Origin of the sequence: Microbulbifer variabilis (assembly GCF_023716485.1) — a bacterium.
Classification (GTDB): domain Bacteria; phylum Pseudomonadota; class Gammaproteobacteria; order Pseudomonadales; family Cellvibrionaceae; genus Microbulbifer; species Microbulbifer variabilis_B.
The window spans coordinates 860,825-877,847 of record NZ_CP092418.1; the positions used below are offsets into that span (position 1 = coordinate 860,825).

The following is a 17,023-nucleotide window of genomic DNA, read 5'->3' on the forward strand; positions in this document are numbered from 1 at the left end:
GCCACAGCACTTTTTTTGTGATGGACTTGGTATTTTTTTACTCGGTTATTTACGTTGCTTTGCACTGAGATAGTGGGTGCACACTCTGGAATTATTTTTTTATCTTAATCCTTCTTGGAAGGCTTAATTTCTATTTTAATTGTTTAATTTAAATTTTTGCTATTAAGTTTCTTGCTCCCAGGGTAGCCATAGTGAGATTTGCAAGCCGCCACCGTTTCGGTTCATTAACTGAATGTGCCCTCCGTGTGCATCGACAATTTCTCTACAGAGGGCGAGGCCCAGGCCCACTCCCTGTTCTTTGGTGGAGAAAAATGGCAGCAGCGCTTGTTGCAACACTTTTTCACTCATGCCGCAACCACGGTCGGCAATAACCAGTTGTTGACCCAGGCCATCAGTGTGAATCGACAGTTCGATATCATTACTGCCGGAGCCTGCTTCACGGGAATTTTTGATTAAATTTAGTAGAGCTTGCTCAATTTGTACCGGATCAAAGTAGCCTGGTCGCTCTGGTAGTTCACCTTTTAAAATAAATTCCTGTAAGGGGGCTATGCGTTCTACAAGTTCTTGCCAGCTGACTAGTTCACAGCTTGGTGGGGGTAATTTGGCAAAGCTGGCATAGCCTTGGGTGAACTCAGTCAGGTGTTTGCAGCGCTCGGCAATAATATCGAACACCTTTCCAAGCGCTGCGGCTTTATCCGGTTTGGCGATCAGCATTTTTCCTGAGTGGGCCAGGGAGGAGATGGGGGCGAGGGAATTATTTAATTCATGGCTAATCAGGCGAATCACTTTTCTCCATACCTCTACTTCCGCCTTGGTGAGCTCCTTTGTCATCTCGCGCATAACAATCAGGCGGTGCTTGTGGGCGTTGAGTACAAATGTGCTGTTGCCAATATGCATGGAGTGGCTGCCATATTTATCCGTGTAATTAAACAGGCCGTTATCCCAATTTTGTATGGCGCTGGCAATTTCTTTCGGGCTGTTGGGCAGCAACTTTTGCAACAGTAAACCCTGAATAGGTTTCCCGCCATTGAGTAACTTTTTAGCGCTACTGTTGGAATAAATAATATGATCACTCTGGTCCACCAGGATCAAAGCCTGGGTAGAGCTTTGTATTACTGTATCCAGAAGTAATTCCCGCTGATAAATATGGGCGCGTTCGCGTCTGAGGTGTTCGCCGATATCATTGTATAAATTCGTGATCTTGCTCAGTTCAGTATCCCGGGGAGAGACCAGTGAAATAGAAAAGTCACCATCGCGAAAGTTGAGCAATCCACCCTGTAGGGATTTCAGGGTGGAGGTCAGGGGCTTTAGTGCCAGACGTATCAGGCTGATAAGAGTACAAATTCCCAGGATAAGGCCCAGGGTCCAGGAGAGACGGGCGTCCAAACCAATAAGGCTTAATAACCACGGCAGGCCGGCGGCGATGGCTAGAGCCAATATGGAGAAGGCGAGGATACGGCCTTCCAGAGAGAAATATTTCGACATCAATAGGGAATACCGTGTTTGTCCAGTCGGCGATACAGTGCCTGACGGCTCATGCCCAGTTCCCTGGCAGCTTGGGCGATAATGCCATTACAGCTGGCCAGCGTTTGCTGTAGGAGTTCGCGGCTGGGCTCGAAATGTACTTCGGCTCTGTCTATTGAGGCCTGTTTCGGCAGGGCAAGCAGTGCTTCATCTATCGTATCTCCACGGCAGAGAACCGAAGCGCGTTGCATCACGTTTTGCAGTTCACGCACATTGCCGGGCCACTGATAGCGGGTTAGGGCGGTCAACGCTTGGGGGGAGAGTTTTTTTGAACTGCCGTTATCCTGTAAAAAATTCATGGCCAACGGGGCTATATCCTCGGGGCGTTCACACAGAGGGGGCAGGCGCAACTCAATCACATTCAGGCGGTAGAACAGGTCCTGGCGAAAGCTGCCATTAGTGATGGCCTGGGGCAGATCGCTATTGGTGGCACTGATCACCCGAACCTTAACCTTGCGGGTTTGACTGCTACCGAGCCGCTGGAACTCGCCGGTTTGCAGTACGCGCAATAACTTCACCTGCCCACTGGCAGAAAGTTCGCCGATCTCATCGAGAAAGAGGGTGCCGCCATCGGCGGCCTCGAAACGTCCTTCACGGGCCTTATTACCAGCGCCGGTATAGGCGCCTGGCTCGGCACCAAATAGTTCTGCTTCCATCAGCTCTTCCGGTAGGGCGCCCACATTGATCTTTACAAAAGGTTCGTCACGTAGCATGGAATTGGCCTGCACAATTTCGGCAATTTTTTCCTTGCCGGCTCCATTGGGCCCTGTAATTAGAACTGGTACATCAGATTTGGCCACCTGCGTGGCCATCTCTAGCAGTTGTTGCATTTTATCGCTGCGGTAGATGATCTCGCGCAAGTCGAATTTATCCTGTAATTCACTGCGGGCATCGATGGCCTTTTGCTGGGAAGCTCGTTGCCGTTTTTGCAATTCACCGAGTTCAAGAAGATTATTGATGGTGGAAATCAGCTTGTTATCGTCCCAGGGTTTGCCCAGATAATCGGCAGCACCGGCGCGGACCAGCTCCACGGCCATTTCCAATTGCGTCCAGGCGGTCAAAAGAATGATGGGTAGATCTGGGTTAATTTCGCGAATGGCAAAAAACAATTCGCGCCCCTCCTCACCAGAGGTAGTATCCGCGGTGAAGTTCATATCTTGGATCACCAGGCTGATATCCCGGTTTTCCCGCAACAGCTGCAGACCTGCCTGGGGGGTAATGGCGCAGAGAGGCTGTAGGTCGTGCAGTGACAACAATATTTCTAGGGCTGAGACGATACCGCTGTTATCGTCGATAATGAGTATTTTATCCATAGGGCCAAGAGCCAGCTTGTAAGCTGAACATTATGCAATGAGTGGGTATTAAGGGGGAACTGCAGCTAGGGCAATATGTGCCCCAGCGGAAGGCGTTCACCAAAGTATTAGGAGTTATTGACTATTGTTGGCAGGTTGGTGATCAAAGCTCAGCACCCTGGCGAGCTTCCATTGCCCATCTACCTTTTGCCAGAGATGGGTAAATTGTCCACTTTCACGCAGTACTTCTTTGTTGTTGGCGTGAATACCATAAAAATTATGCGTTCCGGTTTGGACCGCGCCATAGTTGTTGATTGGGAATATCTTTACGCTTTTAGCAATTAACTCGCGGCGTGCCTTGATATCGCTGCCGGATTTTTGTCGTTCACACATACCGCTAATACCATCGAGAAACTCTTGTGCGGAGCTTGCCGTTTTTCCCCATTTATCGTGGTACATTTCCAAGTCTTCGGTTATAAGCTGGCTCAGTTTGTCGATGTCACAGCTGTTGAAAACTGCATCAAACAGTTGTGAATCCACAGCTGTGATTTCTTGTTCTAATTCCTTCGTGGCTTGAGGGCCGGCAACGACTGGGTGCTGCTCGGCAAGTGCTGTGGACATGAAAAGCGATATAGCTGTAAAACCTACAGCTCCAAAATAATTGCGCATAAAAAATCCTTCTATGTTTTCTCAAGAATAGTGGTCAGGCTATTAAGAGGCTGACCACCAAGTCCAATCTTTATACACTTCGTGTTGCAGTCGCCGGGGAAATATTGGCAGCGCGCAGTGCTGGTGCTAGAGCTGCAGCAAGGCTGACAACCAGTACCAATAGAGCGCAGATAGTGAGTGGCAGCAGGGTTAATACCGGCTGGGAGTAATCGCGCACCATATATTGGTTGGCGATTAAGGCTGCGGCACTGCCCAGGGCAATACCAGTAGCGGCAATCAGGCTGTTTTCAATCAGAAAATAACGGCTGATATTACTGCGGGTTGCACCTAGTGCACGCCTTACGCCAATTTGTTTGGCCCGTTGATTAATCCAGAAGATTGTCAGGCCGACAATTCCCAGTGCTACGATAAAGCTGAGGGTGGCTGCAACAATAGATAACACTTTTACCATTAAGTTATCGCCTGCATAACTGCGAGCGACATATTCTGAGAGAACTCTGGTTCTTATAACTCTTTGAGGATCCCTTTCTGACAGTTTCTCTACTAAGGTCTTCAATACTTCATCGCGCTTTCCCGGCTCGGCACGTACTAAATAATTGACGTCCTGAGTATTTCTGACAATGGGGAAAAAAGCCACATTGCCTGCTTTTGGCCAATCCACCCAAGCGCCCAGATGCCGTTCGACAATACCAATAATTTCTATTGGATGGGAAGTGTTGCCATCATAGAGGGGTTTTCCAATAGGATCTTGGTCTGGGTAAATTTTATCCGCGAATTGCTGGGTAATAACTGCGACATTGATATCCCGATTTTCACTGGGATCAAAATATTGCATTTCAGCACTGGTAAAGTTTCGCCCCGCCACTAATTTTAGGCCCAGAGTATTGATAAAGTTTGGGTCTGTATTGTAACGGTTAGAGACCTCTCCACCGATTTCCTGATTAGGTTGATTGTAAAAAGTGCCCGCGGAACCTGACCGGGATAAAGGTACTTGATTGGTAACCGTTGCATCTTGGACGAAAGGCAGTTTTCGCAGTAACTCTAAATCAGAAGATACAGCTCCAATCATATCGTAGTTATTAGGGATCGCCATTACGTTGATGGCTATGATTTCCTCTACGGCTATACCAGTAGGTCTTTCTATTTTTGCAATGCGGTCTTTTACGATAACAGCCGTGTTGCTGATGATTGCCAGTGTCAATGCAAGCTGCAGAGCAATCAGCATGGCAGGAACTTTGTTACGCCAGAGGGCGGATAACATGGGTTTTAATTCAAGCATGACTCGTCCTTTACTGGGTTTTCAGGTAAATGGATGGATTAGTGCGACTGATACGCCAAGCTGGGTAAAGTCCTGCCAGCAGGCTTGCGATCAGGGCAAGCCCGATGGCGGCTATTACCATTATCCAATCCATCTTGGCCACTGTATCCAGTTGTCCCATAGCCAAATAACGGATTCCACTGATGCCCATAAAAGCAAGTAAAATACCAACTATCCCACCGAGAATACCGATGGTAGAGCTTTCAATGAGGTGTTGTGTGAAGATGGCATTGCGGCTGGCACCAAGCGCCCGGCGCACACCCGCTTCGGGTGCTTTGCGCAGAAACTTGGCTAGTAGCAGAGCTACCGCGTTGATAACGCAAACCAACAGAAAAGCCAGAGATACCCAGCCCAATATACGATTGTCATCGCTGAGAACTTCGTTAAGAACTAGCCACTCGGAAGGTTTACTCAGGGCAAACTTTAATGGTCTCTCGAAGCGCCCTTGGTCCTTTTGTCCTTGAATATACGCGGTTAGGAAGTTTTCGTACTCAGCTTTCTGTTCGCTATCGCGGAGTTCAACCCAAAATTGAATCCAGACGCTCTCACTTTGTAGGAAACCCTCGTAGCCTTCTCCCTCTCCTTCTCCACTATTACCCCAGCCATTAGTGTTCCCCCAGCTGTAAATTTCCAGCTTGCGGTGGAGGCCAAAAGGCACGAAAAGGGATTCAACTTTTGCAAAGGAACTGTTGTTTACATCGTAAACTTTGGGTGAGGGTTCCCAGGTATCAATAACGCCAATGACTGTAAAAGGCTGGCTATTTAATATAACGGTTTCGCCAACGCTGTTTTTTCCCGAGAATAATTTTTCATTAGTGGCCTTGGAGATTATTACCACTTGCGAGGGGGAGTTATCAGCTGCTTGTTCCCAGGTTCCTCCATAGATAAAAGGAACATCGAACAGGGCGAAGAAATCGCGAGTGGTTACGCGGATATCGGCGGTATAAGGTCGGATCGCTGAATCTTCCAGCTCCACGGTGAAACCATAGCGGTGCATGGCCACCTGGTGAGTGGGGATATCGGAGCGTAGCAGGGCCTGAGTGTCTCTATAAGTTAGCTGCCAGGGAATTTCATTGGTGGTATTTGCGGCTTCATTAACATCCCAGCCATCGAGCTGTACTGCGAAAAGTACGTCATCTTTATGCTTGAGAGCATTTTTTGACATCGTGTAGTTCAAAGTAAGCACTGTCATGGAGGCACCAACACCCACCGCGATGGCCGCGACCATCAGTGCACTTAATATCGGTGTACTGCGCAGGCTGCGCAGAGCCAGGGAAATATAGTATCCAATCATTACTGCAGGCTCCTTAAGCAGTAGCGGCTTCAGGTTGCTCGGTGACCGGGCGCAGATCACATACTTGCCCATCCACAATCTGAATATTGCGATGCGCGCGGCGGGCCAGCTCGGGGTCGTGGGTGACCATCACGATAGTAGTGCCCCATTCATTGATAAACTCCAGAAGCTCCATAACCTGGCGCGCCATCAGGGAGTCGAGATTTCCGGTGGGCTCGTCCGCGAGCAGGAAGCGCGGTTCGCCGGCCAGGGCACGGGCGATGGCGATACGCTGCTGCTGACCACCGGACAGCTGTGCTGGAAGGTGCTTGGCTCGGGCAGATAGACCTACTTGTTCCAGAACTTTTTCGATGCGTTTACGGCGCTCTTTAGCATTAAAGCCGCGATAGCGCAGAGGCACATCGATATTGTCGAATAGGTTGAGATCTGGAATCAGGTTGAATCCCTGAAAAATAAAACCGATTTTCTCGTTGCGCAGGAGGGAGCGCTGGCGGTCATTCAGGTTGCTGACATCTTCACCGTCCAGCAAATATTGGCCACCGGTTGGGGTTTCTAGTAGCCCTGCGATATTGAGAAAGGTGGTTTTACCGGAGCCGCTTGGACCGGTGACAGAGACAAATTCCCCTTCCTTTACTTCCAGGCTGAAGTCACGCAGGGCGTGGGTTTCTATGGTGTCTGTACGGAAACTCTTGCGGACGTTATGCATTTTAAGCATGGCGATATTCCTTGTTTATCACTGAATTTTTTAAATCTTTAATGAATCGCGGAAGCTGAGTGGGTGTAGCTTGCGCGTGCCGAATGTCTTGTTTGACCTATTCTTTCAGGGCAATCAGCTGCGCCGTATCCAATCCTTCGGAGGCGGAAATAATGATTTGATCGCCCTCTTGCAGGCCGGAAACAATTTCCACTTGCTTCAATCCCAGCGCGCCGACTTGAATGGCAACGCGCTCTGCCTGTTGTTGATCGTTGAGACGGAATGCAAAGCGGCCGCCGCTCTGATCCAGAAAGCCTCCACGTTTTACCAGCAACACATCATTGCGGTTCTCCAGCAGTACGCGAGCGGTGAGGCGCAGGTTCTGGCGCAGGTTTTGGGGCTGTCCCTCGCTAAAGCGCACCCGGGCGATGACTTGGCTGTCGATGACTTCAGGGGATATCGCGGTGATTTCGCCGGGCAGTTCCCGCCCTCCAAGGTTGATGGCCACGGCCATATTCAGACCCAGGTCGTCGGCGTAGTTTTCTGGCACGGCGGCTTCCAATTCGAAACTGGTGAGATCCACTACAGTGATCAGCGGTGAATTAGCGGGCACTGCACTGCGTTGGGTGACGGCGAGACTGCCGACAGTGCCATTCACTGGAGAGAGGATCTGCAGCTCGCGCACACGGCGCTCCAACTCCTCCACTTGCAGTTGTTGTTGTGATAGCTGCAGCTCCAGAGTCTGGGTTTCAAAGGTGAGGGACTCTTTCTCCAGCTCTGCATTTTGTACGGCCTGTTGGTATTCCAGCTGGGCGCGGGCCATTTCATCCTTGCTGCGCTCAAAGTCGAGCAGGGAGATAATCTGTTTCTCCATCGAGAGTTCGGAGCGCTTTAACTCCCTCTTAGCTGCAGTGAGATCGACTTTGGCCAGGTCGGCTTTTTGCTTGTTCTCCATCTGTTGGCGCTTGGCCTGGATTTTCTGCCGTTGCAGCTGCACACCGAGCTGGTTCAGTTGCGCCTTTTCCTGGGCCAGTTGGTTGGACAGCTCTGGGCTGTCGACGCTGGCGAGGATCTGACCGGCCTTTACGGTATCTCCGGCTTTCACGGAAAACTTCACGATACCTTGAGCGGGGCTGAACAGGGTGGGGCTGTTGGCGGCGACGACTTTGCCTTGAACCACCAGGTCGCGCACTAGATCACCGCGCTCCACTTGGGCGATATTGATCCTTGATAGAGATAGGGTGTTATCCACGGAGCTGGTGCTATGCCAGGCGCTGATACCCCAGGTGAGGAAAGCGGTGGCCAGGCCGAGGCCGAGGGTACTCTTAATTACTTTTGGATTCTTCCACAGCGGCACGGCTTCGATTTTTGTATCTTGCCTGGAAGTGTCTCTGATCATCTCGCTTTCCATTACTCTCTAATTGGGGCTTTTGCTTTTCCAACTTGGATGCAAAAAATTTTCTATTCGGATGCAAATCAAAAAAACTGGTTTTGCCGGGTATTCAGCAAGGGCTGTGCCAACTTTGAAATAACTGTTAACTCATTGAAAAATAAGGATTTTTTGAGTTATTGGTAGTGCGGGGCTTTTTCGGGGGTGTCCGCAAAAAGTGTCCGCTGTCCGCTTTGTCCGCTAGTGCTAAGGGGCCGGGGAAGATGAATAAAGCTAGGGCTGGGGAGACTGAAGGCGAAGGTCTATCCGCTGAATCTTTGGTCTGTAGTGGGGGTTTATGCGGGGGGACTGTGCATGTGGTAGAGTGCGCGGCCTTTTTTTGATCAATTCAAATTTATTGCGTTTATGTTCCTTCCATCGCTGCTCTCATCGACCAAAGCCGACTGGTTCGGCAATATACGTCGCGACGTTCTCGCAGGCCTGGTAGTGGCCCTGGCTCTTATTCCAGAGGCGATCGCCTTCTCTATTATTGCGGGGGTGGACCCCAGGGTTGGACTCTACGCCTCCTTCTGTATTGCCGTGGTGATCGCCTTTGTGGGTGGCCGGCCGGGTATGATTTCCGCGGCCACGGGTGCCATGGCACTGCTGATGGTGACGCTGGTGAAGGAGCACGGCTTGCAGTATCTGCTGGCGGCGACGCTGCTCACCGGGGTACTGCAGATTATTGCCGGTTACCTCAAGCTGGGCAGCCTGATGAGCTTTGTGTCCCGGGCGGTGGTGACCGGGTTTGTGAACGCCCTGGCCATTCTGATATTTATGGCGCAGATGCCCGAGTTGATCGGTGGCACCTGGGAGGTCTACGCCATGACCGCAGCGGGCCTGGGGATTATTTATCTTTTTCCCTATATTCCGGTGATTGGTAAAGCGGTGCCCTCACCGCTGGTGTGTATCCTACTGCTCACCGCAGTGGCCGTAACCATGGGGCTGGATATCCGTACCGTCGGCGATATGGGTGAACTGCCGGATACTCTGCCGATCTTCCTCTGGCCCGAAGTACCGCTGAATTTTGAAACCCTGCAGATTATCTTCCCTTATTCCGCTGGCCTGGCTGTGGTCGGTCTGCTGGAGTCTCTGATGACGGCAACCATTGTCGACGACCTGACCGATACCAACAGCGATAAAAACCGCGAGTGTAAGGGGCAGGGGATTGCCAATATCGCTGCCGGCTCCCTCGGTGGTATGGCCGGTTGCGCCATGATTGGCCAGTCGGTAATCAACGTGAAGTCTGGCGGTCGCGGTAGACTCTCGACCCTGGTAGCCGGTATTGGCCTATTGACCCTGGTGGTGTTCCTCAGTGACTGGGTGGCGGTGATCCCTATGGCGGCCCTGGTGGCGGTCATGATCATGGTCTCTATCGGCACCTTTGATTGGAGCTCCATTCGCAACCTGAAACACTATCCGCTCTCCACCAATTTGGTCATGCTGGCCACTGTGATTGTGGTAGTGTGGACCCATAACCTAGCTTATGGTGTGTTTGTTGGGGTGTTGCTGGCCGCGCTATTTTTTGCCAACAAAGTCAGCCACTTTATGTATGTAAGCAGTAAACTGGACGAGGCGCAGAGTCGTCGAACCTATAAAGTGATTGGGCAGGTTTTCTTTAATTCCGCCGATAAATTCACCGCATCATTCAACTTCAAAGAAGTCGTGGATACGGTAGTGATCGACCTCAGCCGCGCACATTTCTGGGATATCTCCGCGGTGAACGCCCTAGACAAAGTTGTGCTGAAATTCCGTCGTGAGGGCGCCCAGGTAGAGCTGGTGGGACTTAACCAAGCCAGTGAGACAATCGTCGACCGGTTCGGCGTACATGATAAACCCGAGGAAATTGAACGGGTTCTTGGAGGACATTGATGGCCGTAAGCAACAGCGACAATAACAATAACTCCTTTAGTAATGGTGCTACACCGCCGCTGATACTCTCCTGTATCGACGGCTCCCATTACACCGGCGCAGTCTGTGATTATTCGGCCTGGCTGGCCGATAGCCTGGGTGCGCCACTAAAGCTGTTGCATAACATCGAACGCAGTGAGGTCCCTGCGGTAACGGACTTCACCGGTAGCATCGGCCTCGGCAGCCAGGAAGAGTTACTGGAAGAGCTGACCGCGCTGGAGCAACAGCGCGCGCAGTTGCTGGTAAAACAGGGCAAACTGATGTTGCAGGCCGCGCGTACTCGCGTTGAGGCTGCTGGAGTGGGGCAGGTAATGAGCTGCCAGCGCCACGACAGCTTGCCCGAGTCCGTGGTGGAGCTTGAGGATTCGATTCGTGTGCTGGTGCTCGGTATTCGCGGTGAAGAGCACGCGGATTCTGACCAGGGCCTGGGTGCGCAATTGGAGACGGTGGTGCGTGCCCTGCACAAGCCGATTCTGGTGGTTAACCGGGAATTCCAGCCACCCAAGCGCATTATGCTCGCTTACGATGGTAGCGAAGCCGCGTGCAAGGCCCTGTCGCTGGTGGCAGAGAGCCCTCTGTTCCGGCAGATGTCCTGCCATCTGGTAAATGTGGGACCTGCGGACGTGGCGGAGAAACTGCTGGCGCAGGCCAGCGCTGAGCTGGATACTGCGGGGCTGGCGGTTACAGCCAGCCACCTGGAGGGCAATCCGGTTGAAGCTTTGATTGCCTATCAGTCAGAACACCAGATTGACCTCACAGTGATGGGGGCCTTCAGCCACAATCGCCTGCGTGACCTGTTAATGGGGAGCATCACCGCCAAGATGCTGCTAAAAACCCGGCAACCCCTGCTGCTGTTGCGTTGATCATTGAAGCTCTGGGGTTGCGGCCTCAGAGTGCTAACGCTGCCTCCCTGGGGCTGGTGAACCAGCGCAGTGCTTCGGCATCTGCAGGCAGTGTTAATTCGCAGTAATGCGCCTCCGGCCGAGCTCGGCATAGCTCCTCCTCCGCGATAGCAAGGTAGTCGCTCAGGGTCCTTAGCGGTTGAGGCTCCTCTTCTTCGTTTATTGCCCCTGCGAAAAAATCCATCTCTGCCAAGCTGACAACTGGGCCGAGTTTTTCTTGCTGGAAGCGCCAGACTCCATGAGCCGTGTCGAAGGCGTAATAGGGCAGCAGCCTCCAGCCGTGCTGTGCGACCAGGGCAACTGCCTCTAGCAAGTATTCAAAGGTGTCTTCGTCGATAAAATAATTGAAATTCAGGCGCACCCAGCCGGGCCGTAGTAGTTTTTGCCCCTTTAGAATCTGTTCTTCCAGAGCGCGGCTGTGCTCCATATCGATGCCGAGCAGTGCGTGCCCATAGGGGCCGGCACAGGAGCAGCCACCGCGGGCCTGGATACCAAACAGATCATTGAGCAGTGCCACAACAAAACCGTAGTGCAAGTCCTTGCCCTGCCAGAGAATACGCAGTGAAGCGATGGAAAGGCGAGGTGCCTGCAGGTTACCGAGAATTTCGATATTTTCTTCACGGGACCAGCGCTGCAGCGCTCGGTTGATAAACTGCTCTTCGCGTCTGGCAATTTCTTCTGTGCCCACCATCCCCTGCAGTTTGAAGACCATGCCGGCGCGAATAGACTCAACAATGGCGGGTGTGCCGCCCTCCTCACAGCGCTCCGGGTCCTCCAGGTAGCGGTGATCTTGCGGGGTGACATAGAGTACTGTGCCTCCGCCGGGAGTCGCCGGTACAGAGTTTTTTAACAGCCGCTCGTGTACCACCAGAATACCGGGGCTACCCGGCCCGCCGACGAATTTATGCGGTGAAATAAAGACCGCATCTTTATTTGCCTTGTCCCCAACTGCACACATGTCGATCCCCACATAGGGCGCGGCAGCCGCATAGTCCCAGAAGGACAGAGCGCCGTAGCGGTGTAGCAGTTGGGTGACGGCCGCTACGTCGGTTTTAATGCCGGTTACATTGGAGGCAGCGGAAAAACTGCCAATCTTCACGGGTCGCTCGGCGTAAGTGTGCAACATGGATTCCAGACCGTTTAGATCCAGCCCGCCTTGGCGATTCAGGGGAATAGAAACCAGTTCGACGATGCTTTCCCGCCAGGGCAATTCATTGGAATGGTGCTCGTAGGGTCCGATAAAAACCACCGGCCGTTGTTGCGGAGGGATTTGCTCCAGTAGCTGGTGTCGCTTATCCAGGTCAGCCGGCAAACGGATGTTGAGGATATCGATCAGTTTGTTGATCGCAGCGGTGGCGCCAGAGCCACAAAAAATGACCTTGTGTTCGGGGCTTGCATTGACCGCCCGGCGAATTTCTTCCCGTGCTTCCTCGCGCAGCGAACTAATCTGTGCACCGGTAAAGGAACTCTCGCTGTGGGTATTAGCGTAGTAGGGCAGTACCTGCTGACGGATGGCATCTTCGATAAACGTCAATGAACGACCGGAAGCGGTGTAATCGGCATAAACCAAAGGCCTAGGTCCAAAAGGAGTAGGAATCGGTGTGCGATCGCCGATAACAGATTCACGGATGTGCTTGATAAGAGTGGTCATGATTCTCTTCCCTGTTTTATAGGGGCACTCTAGGGCTTTGGGAGTGAAACAATGTGCCTATTTATGTGGTTTTTCAGCTCATCACCGAAACGTTGTGCCGTAACTTGAAGATTTTAGATTCTTTGTGTTGAATTCTGTTGAATAAGTGAGACGATGGGCCATTTGATGGTCGGTGTGGGGACAGGTATGGCAGCAGTACTTAACCGGCAGGACAAACAAATTCTCGAGTTATTGCAGCGGGATGCGACACTCTCTGTGGGGGATATTGCCGAGCAGGTGGGGCTATCAAAATCCGCCTGTTGGCGGCGTATTAACAAGCTGGAGGAGGAGGGTGTGATTGCCGAACGGGTGACACTGCTGAACCCGCAGAAACTCAATCTGCCACTGACCGTATATATTTCCATTCGAACCAATCAGCACAATGATCATTGGGCTGCTCAGTTCGGTGAGTTGGTGCAAGGCATCGCCGAGATATTGGAGGTGCACCGTATGAGTGGGGACCTTGATTACCTGATCAAGGCGGTGGTTACCGATATGCCCGGTTACGACCGCCTTTACAAGGCGCTGATTAAAGCTGACCTATTCGATGTCAGTTCCAGTTTTGTGATGGAGACCATGAAACAGACTACCCGCCTGCCACTGACTTACGCGGGTACAGGCTGACGGATTAGTGGCTGTGCCGGTTGCGCCACCATTGCAGGAACTTGGCTTCTCCTCTGGCCCTGTCCCCTTCAGGAACCCGCATACTATTGAGTATTTCTTTCCAAGTATTGGAGTTCAGCCACAGGTTTAGAGCTAGGACAATCAACATAGCGACTATGGCGCCCAGGCCCGCCAGCAACATATCCTTCTGCGCATCCCAAATATCCCCCTGTGAACCGAGAAAGGCGATGCCCAATTCCGGGGAAACTGTGCGCGCCGCTTGCCACTCGATAATTTCATAAATGGAGGACAGGGCGAAGGTGACATCTACCGGAAAGAAGTAAGCCCAGAAACCGCGCAAACCGGCGAGGCGGATCAATATCTCTCGTACCGGGTAGGCCAGTAATAAGCCAAAACTAAAATGCACCAACCGGTCGTACATATTGCGCTCGCTGCCGAGCCACTCTCCCATGGAGAAACCGAATGGTACCTCCGCGTAGGTGTAGTGGGAGCCGATTACATGCAGGCACATAAACAGGGTGATTAGCGTGTAGGAAACCCTGGATAGAGGAAATACCCGGGCGCTGAGTAAAATAACGGGAAGGGCTGCAAAGACCAGGTAGTTTTCCAGCAACCAGTCATCCGGATGTAGGGGCTGCCAGGCGGACCAACCCCAAGTAAAGGCGAAAACGCTCAGTAGTACCAAGCGGTACCAGTGTTGGCGAAGGGTGGACATAACTGCAGAAACCCCATTACAGACAAGGTATATCCGCGCCAGCATACACGATTGCTTATCTCCGTGGGTTATATCGGATTACTGCCTCCATCCCTGGCTAGTGCAAAGCTGCACGGTAGGGCAGTGCCTCAGTGATTTGCGCTTCCTCATCCAGTAGATGGCAAAGGCGGTTTTTGATTGTATGACTAGGAAAGTATTCCAGTGCCAACTCTAAAAAGAGTTCATGGTGGCGGGCTTCGCTCTCGGTGATTACCCGATAAAAAGTTTTCAACGGCCCCTCTGGTAGCGCTTCGGCCACTAGGCCAAAGCGCTCGCAACCGCGCGCCTCAATAATGGCTGCGGTGAGCAAGCGATCCATCAAGTATTCATCAGGGCCGCGGCGGATTAACTGTCGCAGGGCGTGGATATAGGGATCTTTCTCGTCCGCTGCTTGGTAGATACCTCGTTCGTGCATGATTTTGATGACCTGACGAAAATGGTTCATTTCCTCCAATGCCAGGTTCACCATGGCTTCCACCAACAGAGGTTTGTCCGGGTAGTGGGAGAACATGGAGACGGCCATGCCAGAGGCCTTCTTTTCGGCTGCGGCGTGATCCTGTAGAAAACGATTGAAATCTTTGAGCACTACCTCTGCCCAGGCCCTCGGAGTTTTAAAGCGTAGTTGCAACATGGTGGATAACGGCAGTGACAAAATGGTTATTATACCGCCATCCACAGGAATAGCTTTCTGGGGATTAAAGAGCGCTTTAGCCGGCCAATCGACGCTCGCGAAGCTCCCGCTCACGCCGCGTAGCGATACGTGCCTGCTCAAGGGTCATTCCGGCCTTGGCGTGAGGTGTGGGTTTGCCGTTGGCATCCAGTGCCACGAAAACAATCTGTTCCACCTGCACAATGAGTTGCTGGGTCTGCTTGTTGCGTACTTCGCAGTGCACGGTCAGGGAGGTCTGACCAATACCAACCACTTCAAAGCCGAATTCCACGACATCGCCGCAGCAGGCTGAACTAACAAAGTCAATCTCTGACATCAGCTTGGTGACCAGCATGGGCGTGCCCATCTGACAGCCAGCAAAAATGGCGGCCTCTTCATCAATCCAGGCGAGCAGCTGACCGCCAAACAGGCGCTGTGCGGGATTCAGATCGCAGGGTTTGACACAGTGACGGGAGTAATATTTCACGCTGACCTTCCTAACTTACTTTGGGTTTAACGCTCGACGGGTAAGTAATTGCGCAGTGGCTATTCGGATTGGATGCTTCCAGTATTCAAACCGATAGCTTTCGCATATGGAGTGTTCTGCACACAGCGTGCCAAGCCTGAGAAAGTCTAGCTGAGCTTTTCAGGTGGAATGTGTGCCATAACAAGAGATTTAAGCCGTATATCCGGCGTGAAATTAATCCTGATGCGCAAAAATAGTGCAAAAAGTCACTTTAGGGGTGTTTGGCCACTTTGGCCGCTATTGGGGAGGTTCTGGACAGTGTGGCTGTTAGAAGGGAAAAGGGGCTATGGGACTCCTAGGCCACAACCATTAGAATGACCTATCAGTGTGACTCAGGCGTCGATGCGCAGGGTTTGCAGCACCGTTTTCCCCGATGCGTGTTCCGCGTATCTGTGATCACATAACCACGATTCCCCAAGTGCATAGGGAGAGACTGTTAGGATGATTATCCAGCCGAAAGTTCGCGGATTCATTTGTACCAATGCCCACCCGCAGGGCTGTGCTGCCAACGTGCGTGAGCAGATTGACTACATCAAGTCGCAGCCAGCGATCGAAAATGGTCCAAAGCGTGTCCTGGTCGTGGGTGCTTCCACCGGTTACGGATTGGCCTCGCGGATTACTGCCGCTTTTGGCAGTGGCGCCGATACCTTGGGGGTGTTTTTCGAGAAACCGCCCACGGAGAAGCGCACAGCCTCCGCTGGATACTATAACTCCGCGGCTTTTGAGGCCGAGGCGCATAAGGCCGGCCTTTATGCTAAGAGTATCAATGGCGATGCTTTTTCCGACACAGTAAAAGCCCAGGCTGTTGAAATGATTAAAGAGGACTTGGGGCAAGTAGACCTTGTAGTCTACAGTCTCGCCTCACCTCGCCGTACAGATCCCAAGACCGGTGAACTCTACAGCTCCGTATTAAAGCCCATCGGTGAATCCTATACCGCCAAAAACCTGAATACTGACAAACTGGAAATTTCTGATATCACTGTCGACCCCGCCAGCGAGGAAGAGATTGCCAACACCGTGAAGGTGATGGGCGGTGAAGACTGGGAGCTATGGATGCAGGCCCTGGGCGAAGCTGGGGTTCTGGCCGATAACTGCAAGACAGTGGCTTACACCTATATCGGTGAAAAGCTCACCTGGCCGATTTATGGCCACGCCACCATCGGCAAGGCCAAGGAAGACCTGGATCGCGCCGCCAAGGCGATTACCGAGAGCGGTAAGGCAAACGCTAATGTTGCGGTGCTCAAGGCTCTGGTTACCCAGTCCAGCTCCGCGATCCCGGTAATGCCGCTCTATATCTCCCTGGTCTACAAGGTGATGAAAGAAGAGGGTACTCACGAGGGTTGTATTGAGCAGTTGTATCGTCTTTACACCGAAGGGCTCTATACCGATACGCCCCGCCTCGATGAAGAGAACCGCCTACGTATGGACGATAAAGAGCTGCGCCCAGAGACCCAGGCTAAGATTGAAAACCTGTGGCCTCAGGTAACGGCGGAAAATTTGTTTGAGTTGACTGATTACAGCGGCTATCAGGCGGATTTTCTCAAGCTGTTTGGTTTTGGCACTGAGAGTGTTGACTATGAGGCGGATACCAGCCCATTGGTAGAGGCGGAGTTCCGTTGATTTTTGCGGGGCTCAAGTTAGAGCCCCTATCCACGGGGAGTTGTGTCGCTACTCCCTTTTATTTTGCCTCACCGTTAAGGTTTGCATGGCATTTTCTCTCATTCCCTAATTACTTCTTCACCTCCCT

Annotated in this window: 15 protein-coding genes; 4 read left to right on the forward strand and 11 right to left on the reverse strand. The window is 52.0% G+C overall.

The annotated features are described in order from the left end of the window. Positions 1-162: 162 nt before the first annotated feature. The 7 genes from MJO52_RS03940 to MJO52_RS03970 form a co-directional block, all read right to left on the reverse strand. Positions 163-1,485 carry a sensor histidine kinase gene (locus tag MJO52_RS03940; protein ID WP_252084651.1) on the reverse strand — a complete coding sequence of 441 codons (1,323 nt, stop codon included), beginning with the start codon at positions 1,483-1,485 and terminating at the stop codon, positions 163-165. Continuing rightward, positions 1,485-2,837, reverse strand: coding sequence for a sigma-54-dependent transcriptional regulator (locus tag MJO52_RS03945; RefSeq protein WP_252084652.1), 1,353 nt, complete (start codon positions 2,835-2,837; stop codon positions 1,485-1,487). The genes MJO52_RS03940 and MJO52_RS03945 overlap by 1 nt, the downstream gene beginning before the upstream one ends. A 114-nt stretch (positions 2,838-2,951) precedes the next feature. Then, positions 2,952-3,485 carry a nuclear transport factor 2 family protein gene (locus MJO52_RS03950; protein ID WP_252084653.1) on the reverse strand — a complete coding sequence of 178 codons (534 nt, stop codon included), beginning with the start codon at positions 3,483-3,485 and terminating at the stop codon, positions 2,952-2,954. 70 nt (positions 3,486-3,555) lie between these two features. Further along, positions 3,556-4,764, reverse strand: coding sequence for an ABC transporter permease (locus MJO52_RS03955; RefSeq protein WP_252084654.1), 1,209 nt, complete (start codon positions 4,762-4,764; stop codon positions 3,556-3,558). A gap of 10 nt (positions 4,765-4,774) precedes the next feature. After that, positions 4,775-6,097, reverse strand: coding sequence for an ABC transporter permease (locus MJO52_RS03960; RefSeq protein ID WP_252084655.1), 1,323 nt, complete (start codon positions 6,095-6,097; stop codon positions 4,775-4,777). A 13-nt stretch (positions 6,098-6,110) separates the two neighbouring features. Next, a complete protein-coding gene (locus MJO52_RS03965) occupies positions 6,111-6,812 on the reverse strand; it encodes an ABC transporter ATP-binding protein (RefSeq protein WP_252084656.1) in 702 nt (233 codons plus the stop codon). A 97-nt stretch (positions 6,813-6,909) separates the two neighbouring features. After that, on the reverse strand, positions 6,910-8,190 hold the full coding sequence (locus MJO52_RS03970; protein WP_252084657.1) for an efflux RND transporter periplasmic adaptor subunit: 1,281 nt from the start codon (positions 8,188-8,190) through the stop codon (positions 6,910-6,912). Positions 8,191-8,586: 396 nt separating this feature from the next. Between MJO52_RS03970 and MJO52_RS03975 the strand changes: the two genes are divergently transcribed. Both MJO52_RS03975 and MJO52_RS03980 read left to right on the forward strand, forming a co-directional pair. Continuing rightward, positions 8,587-10,092, forward strand: a complete 1,506-nt coding sequence (locus tag MJO52_RS03975) for a SulP family inorganic anion transporter (RefSeq protein WP_152451629.1) — start codon at positions 8,587-8,589, stop codon at positions 10,090-10,092. Further along, positions 10,092-10,994 carry a universal stress protein gene (locus MJO52_RS03980; RefSeq protein WP_252084658.1) on the forward strand — a complete coding sequence of 301 codons (903 nt, stop codon included), beginning with the start codon at positions 10,092-10,094 and terminating at the stop codon, positions 10,992-10,994. Before MJO52_RS03975 ends, MJO52_RS03980 begins: the two co-directional genes overlap by 1 nt. 25 nt (positions 10,995-11,019) lie before the next feature. Here the strand turns inward: MJO52_RS03980 and MJO52_RS03985 are convergent, their stop codons facing one another. Then, complete coding sequence (locus MJO52_RS03985; RefSeq protein ID WP_252084659.1) at positions 11,020-12,684, reverse strand: aminotransferase class V-fold PLP-dependent enzyme; 1,665 nt, start codon at positions 12,682-12,684, stop codon at positions 11,020-11,022. A 186-nt stretch (positions 12,685-12,870) separates the two neighbouring features. Between MJO52_RS03985 and MJO52_RS03990 the strand changes: the two genes are divergently transcribed. Next, entirely contained in the window at positions 12,871-13,347 is a 477-nt protein-coding gene (locus MJO52_RS03990) for an Lrp/AsnC family transcriptional regulator (protein ID WP_252084660.1), read from the forward strand. 4 nt (positions 13,348-13,351) lie between these two features. On the opposite strand, the gene MJO52_RS03995 is transcribed toward MJO52_RS03990, so the two are convergent. The 3 genes from MJO52_RS03995 to MJO52_RS04005 form a co-directional block, all read right to left on the reverse strand. Continuing rightward, positions 13,352-14,062 carry a DUF2238 domain-containing protein gene (locus MJO52_RS03995; RefSeq protein WP_252084661.1) on the reverse strand — a complete coding sequence of 237 codons (711 nt, stop codon included), beginning with the start codon at positions 14,060-14,062 and terminating at the stop codon, positions 13,352-13,354. A 97-nt stretch (positions 14,063-14,159) separates the two neighbouring features. Beyond that, positions 14,160-14,732, reverse strand: a complete 573-nt coding sequence (locus MJO52_RS04000) for a tRNA-(ms[2]io[6]A)-hydroxylase (protein WP_252085964.1) — start codon at positions 14,730-14,732, stop codon at positions 14,160-14,162. 76 nt (positions 14,733-14,808) lie between these two features. Continuing rightward, the gene (locus tag MJO52_RS04005) at positions 14,809-15,237 is read right to left on the reverse strand and encodes an acyl-CoA thioesterase (RefSeq protein WP_252084662.1); all 429 of its coding nucleotides are present in this window, start codon (positions 15,235-15,237) and stop codon (positions 14,809-14,811) included. A gap of 480 nt (positions 15,238-15,717) precedes the next feature. Between MJO52_RS04005 and fabV the strand changes: the two genes are divergently transcribed. Beyond that, positions 15,718-16,896, forward strand: a complete 1,179-nt coding sequence (gene fabV, locus MJO52_RS04010) for an enoyl-ACP reductase FabV (RefSeq protein WP_252084663.1) — start codon at positions 15,718-15,720, stop codon at positions 16,894-16,896. The last annotated feature ends 127 nt before the right edge of the window (positions 16,897-17,023 follow it).

Coding starts and splice junctions, on each gene's coding strand:
- MJO52_RS03940 (WP_252084651.1), bottom strand. CDS start 1,485: ATGTCGAAATATTTCTCTCTGGAAGGCCGTATCCTCGCCTTCTCCATA.
- MJO52_RS03945 (WP_252084652.1), bottom strand. CDS start 2,837: ATGGATAAAATACTCATTATCGACGATAACAGCGGTATCGTCTCAGCC.
- MJO52_RS03950 (WP_252084653.1), bottom strand. CDS start 3,485: ATGCGCAATTATTTTGGAGCTGTAGGTTTTACAGCTATATCGCTTTTC.
- MJO52_RS03955 (WP_252084654.1), bottom strand. CDS start 4,764: ATGCTTGAATTAAAACCCATGTTATCCGCCCTCTGGCGTAACAAAGTT.
- MJO52_RS03960 (WP_252084655.1), bottom strand. CDS start 6,097: ATGATTGGATACTATATTTCCCTGGCTCTGCGCAGCCTGCGCAGTACA.
- MJO52_RS03965 (WP_252084656.1), bottom strand. CDS start 6,812: ATGCTTAAAATGCATAACGTCCGCAAGAGTTTCCGTACAGACACCATA.
- MJO52_RS03970 (WP_252084657.1), bottom strand. CDS start 8,190: ATGATCAGAGACACTTCCAGGCAAGATACAAAAATCGAAGCCGTGCCG.
- MJO52_RS03975 (WP_152451629.1), top strand. CDS start 8,587: ATGTTCCTTCCATCGCTGCTCTCATCGACCAAAGCCGACTGGTTCGGC.
- MJO52_RS03980 (WP_252084658.1), top strand. CDS start 10,092: ATGGCCGTAAGCAACAGCGACAATAACAATAACTCCTTTAGTAATGGT.
- MJO52_RS03985 (WP_252084659.1), bottom strand. CDS start 12,684: ATGACCACTCTTATCAAGCACATCCGTGAATCTGTTATCGGCGATCGC.
- MJO52_RS03990 (WP_252084660.1), top strand. CDS start 12,871: ATGGCAGCAGTACTTAACCGGCAGGACAAACAAATTCTCGAGTTATTG.
- MJO52_RS03995 (WP_252084661.1), bottom strand. CDS start 14,062: ATGTCCACCCTTCGCCAACACTGGTACCGCTTGGTACTACTGAGCGTT.
- MJO52_RS04000 (WP_252085964.1), bottom strand. CDS start 14,732: ATGTTGCAACTACGCTTTAAAACTCCGAGGGCCTGGGCAGAGGTAGTG.
- fabV (WP_252084663.1), top strand. CDS start 15,718: ATGATTATCCAGCCGAAAGTTCGCGGATTCATTTGTACCAATGCCCAC.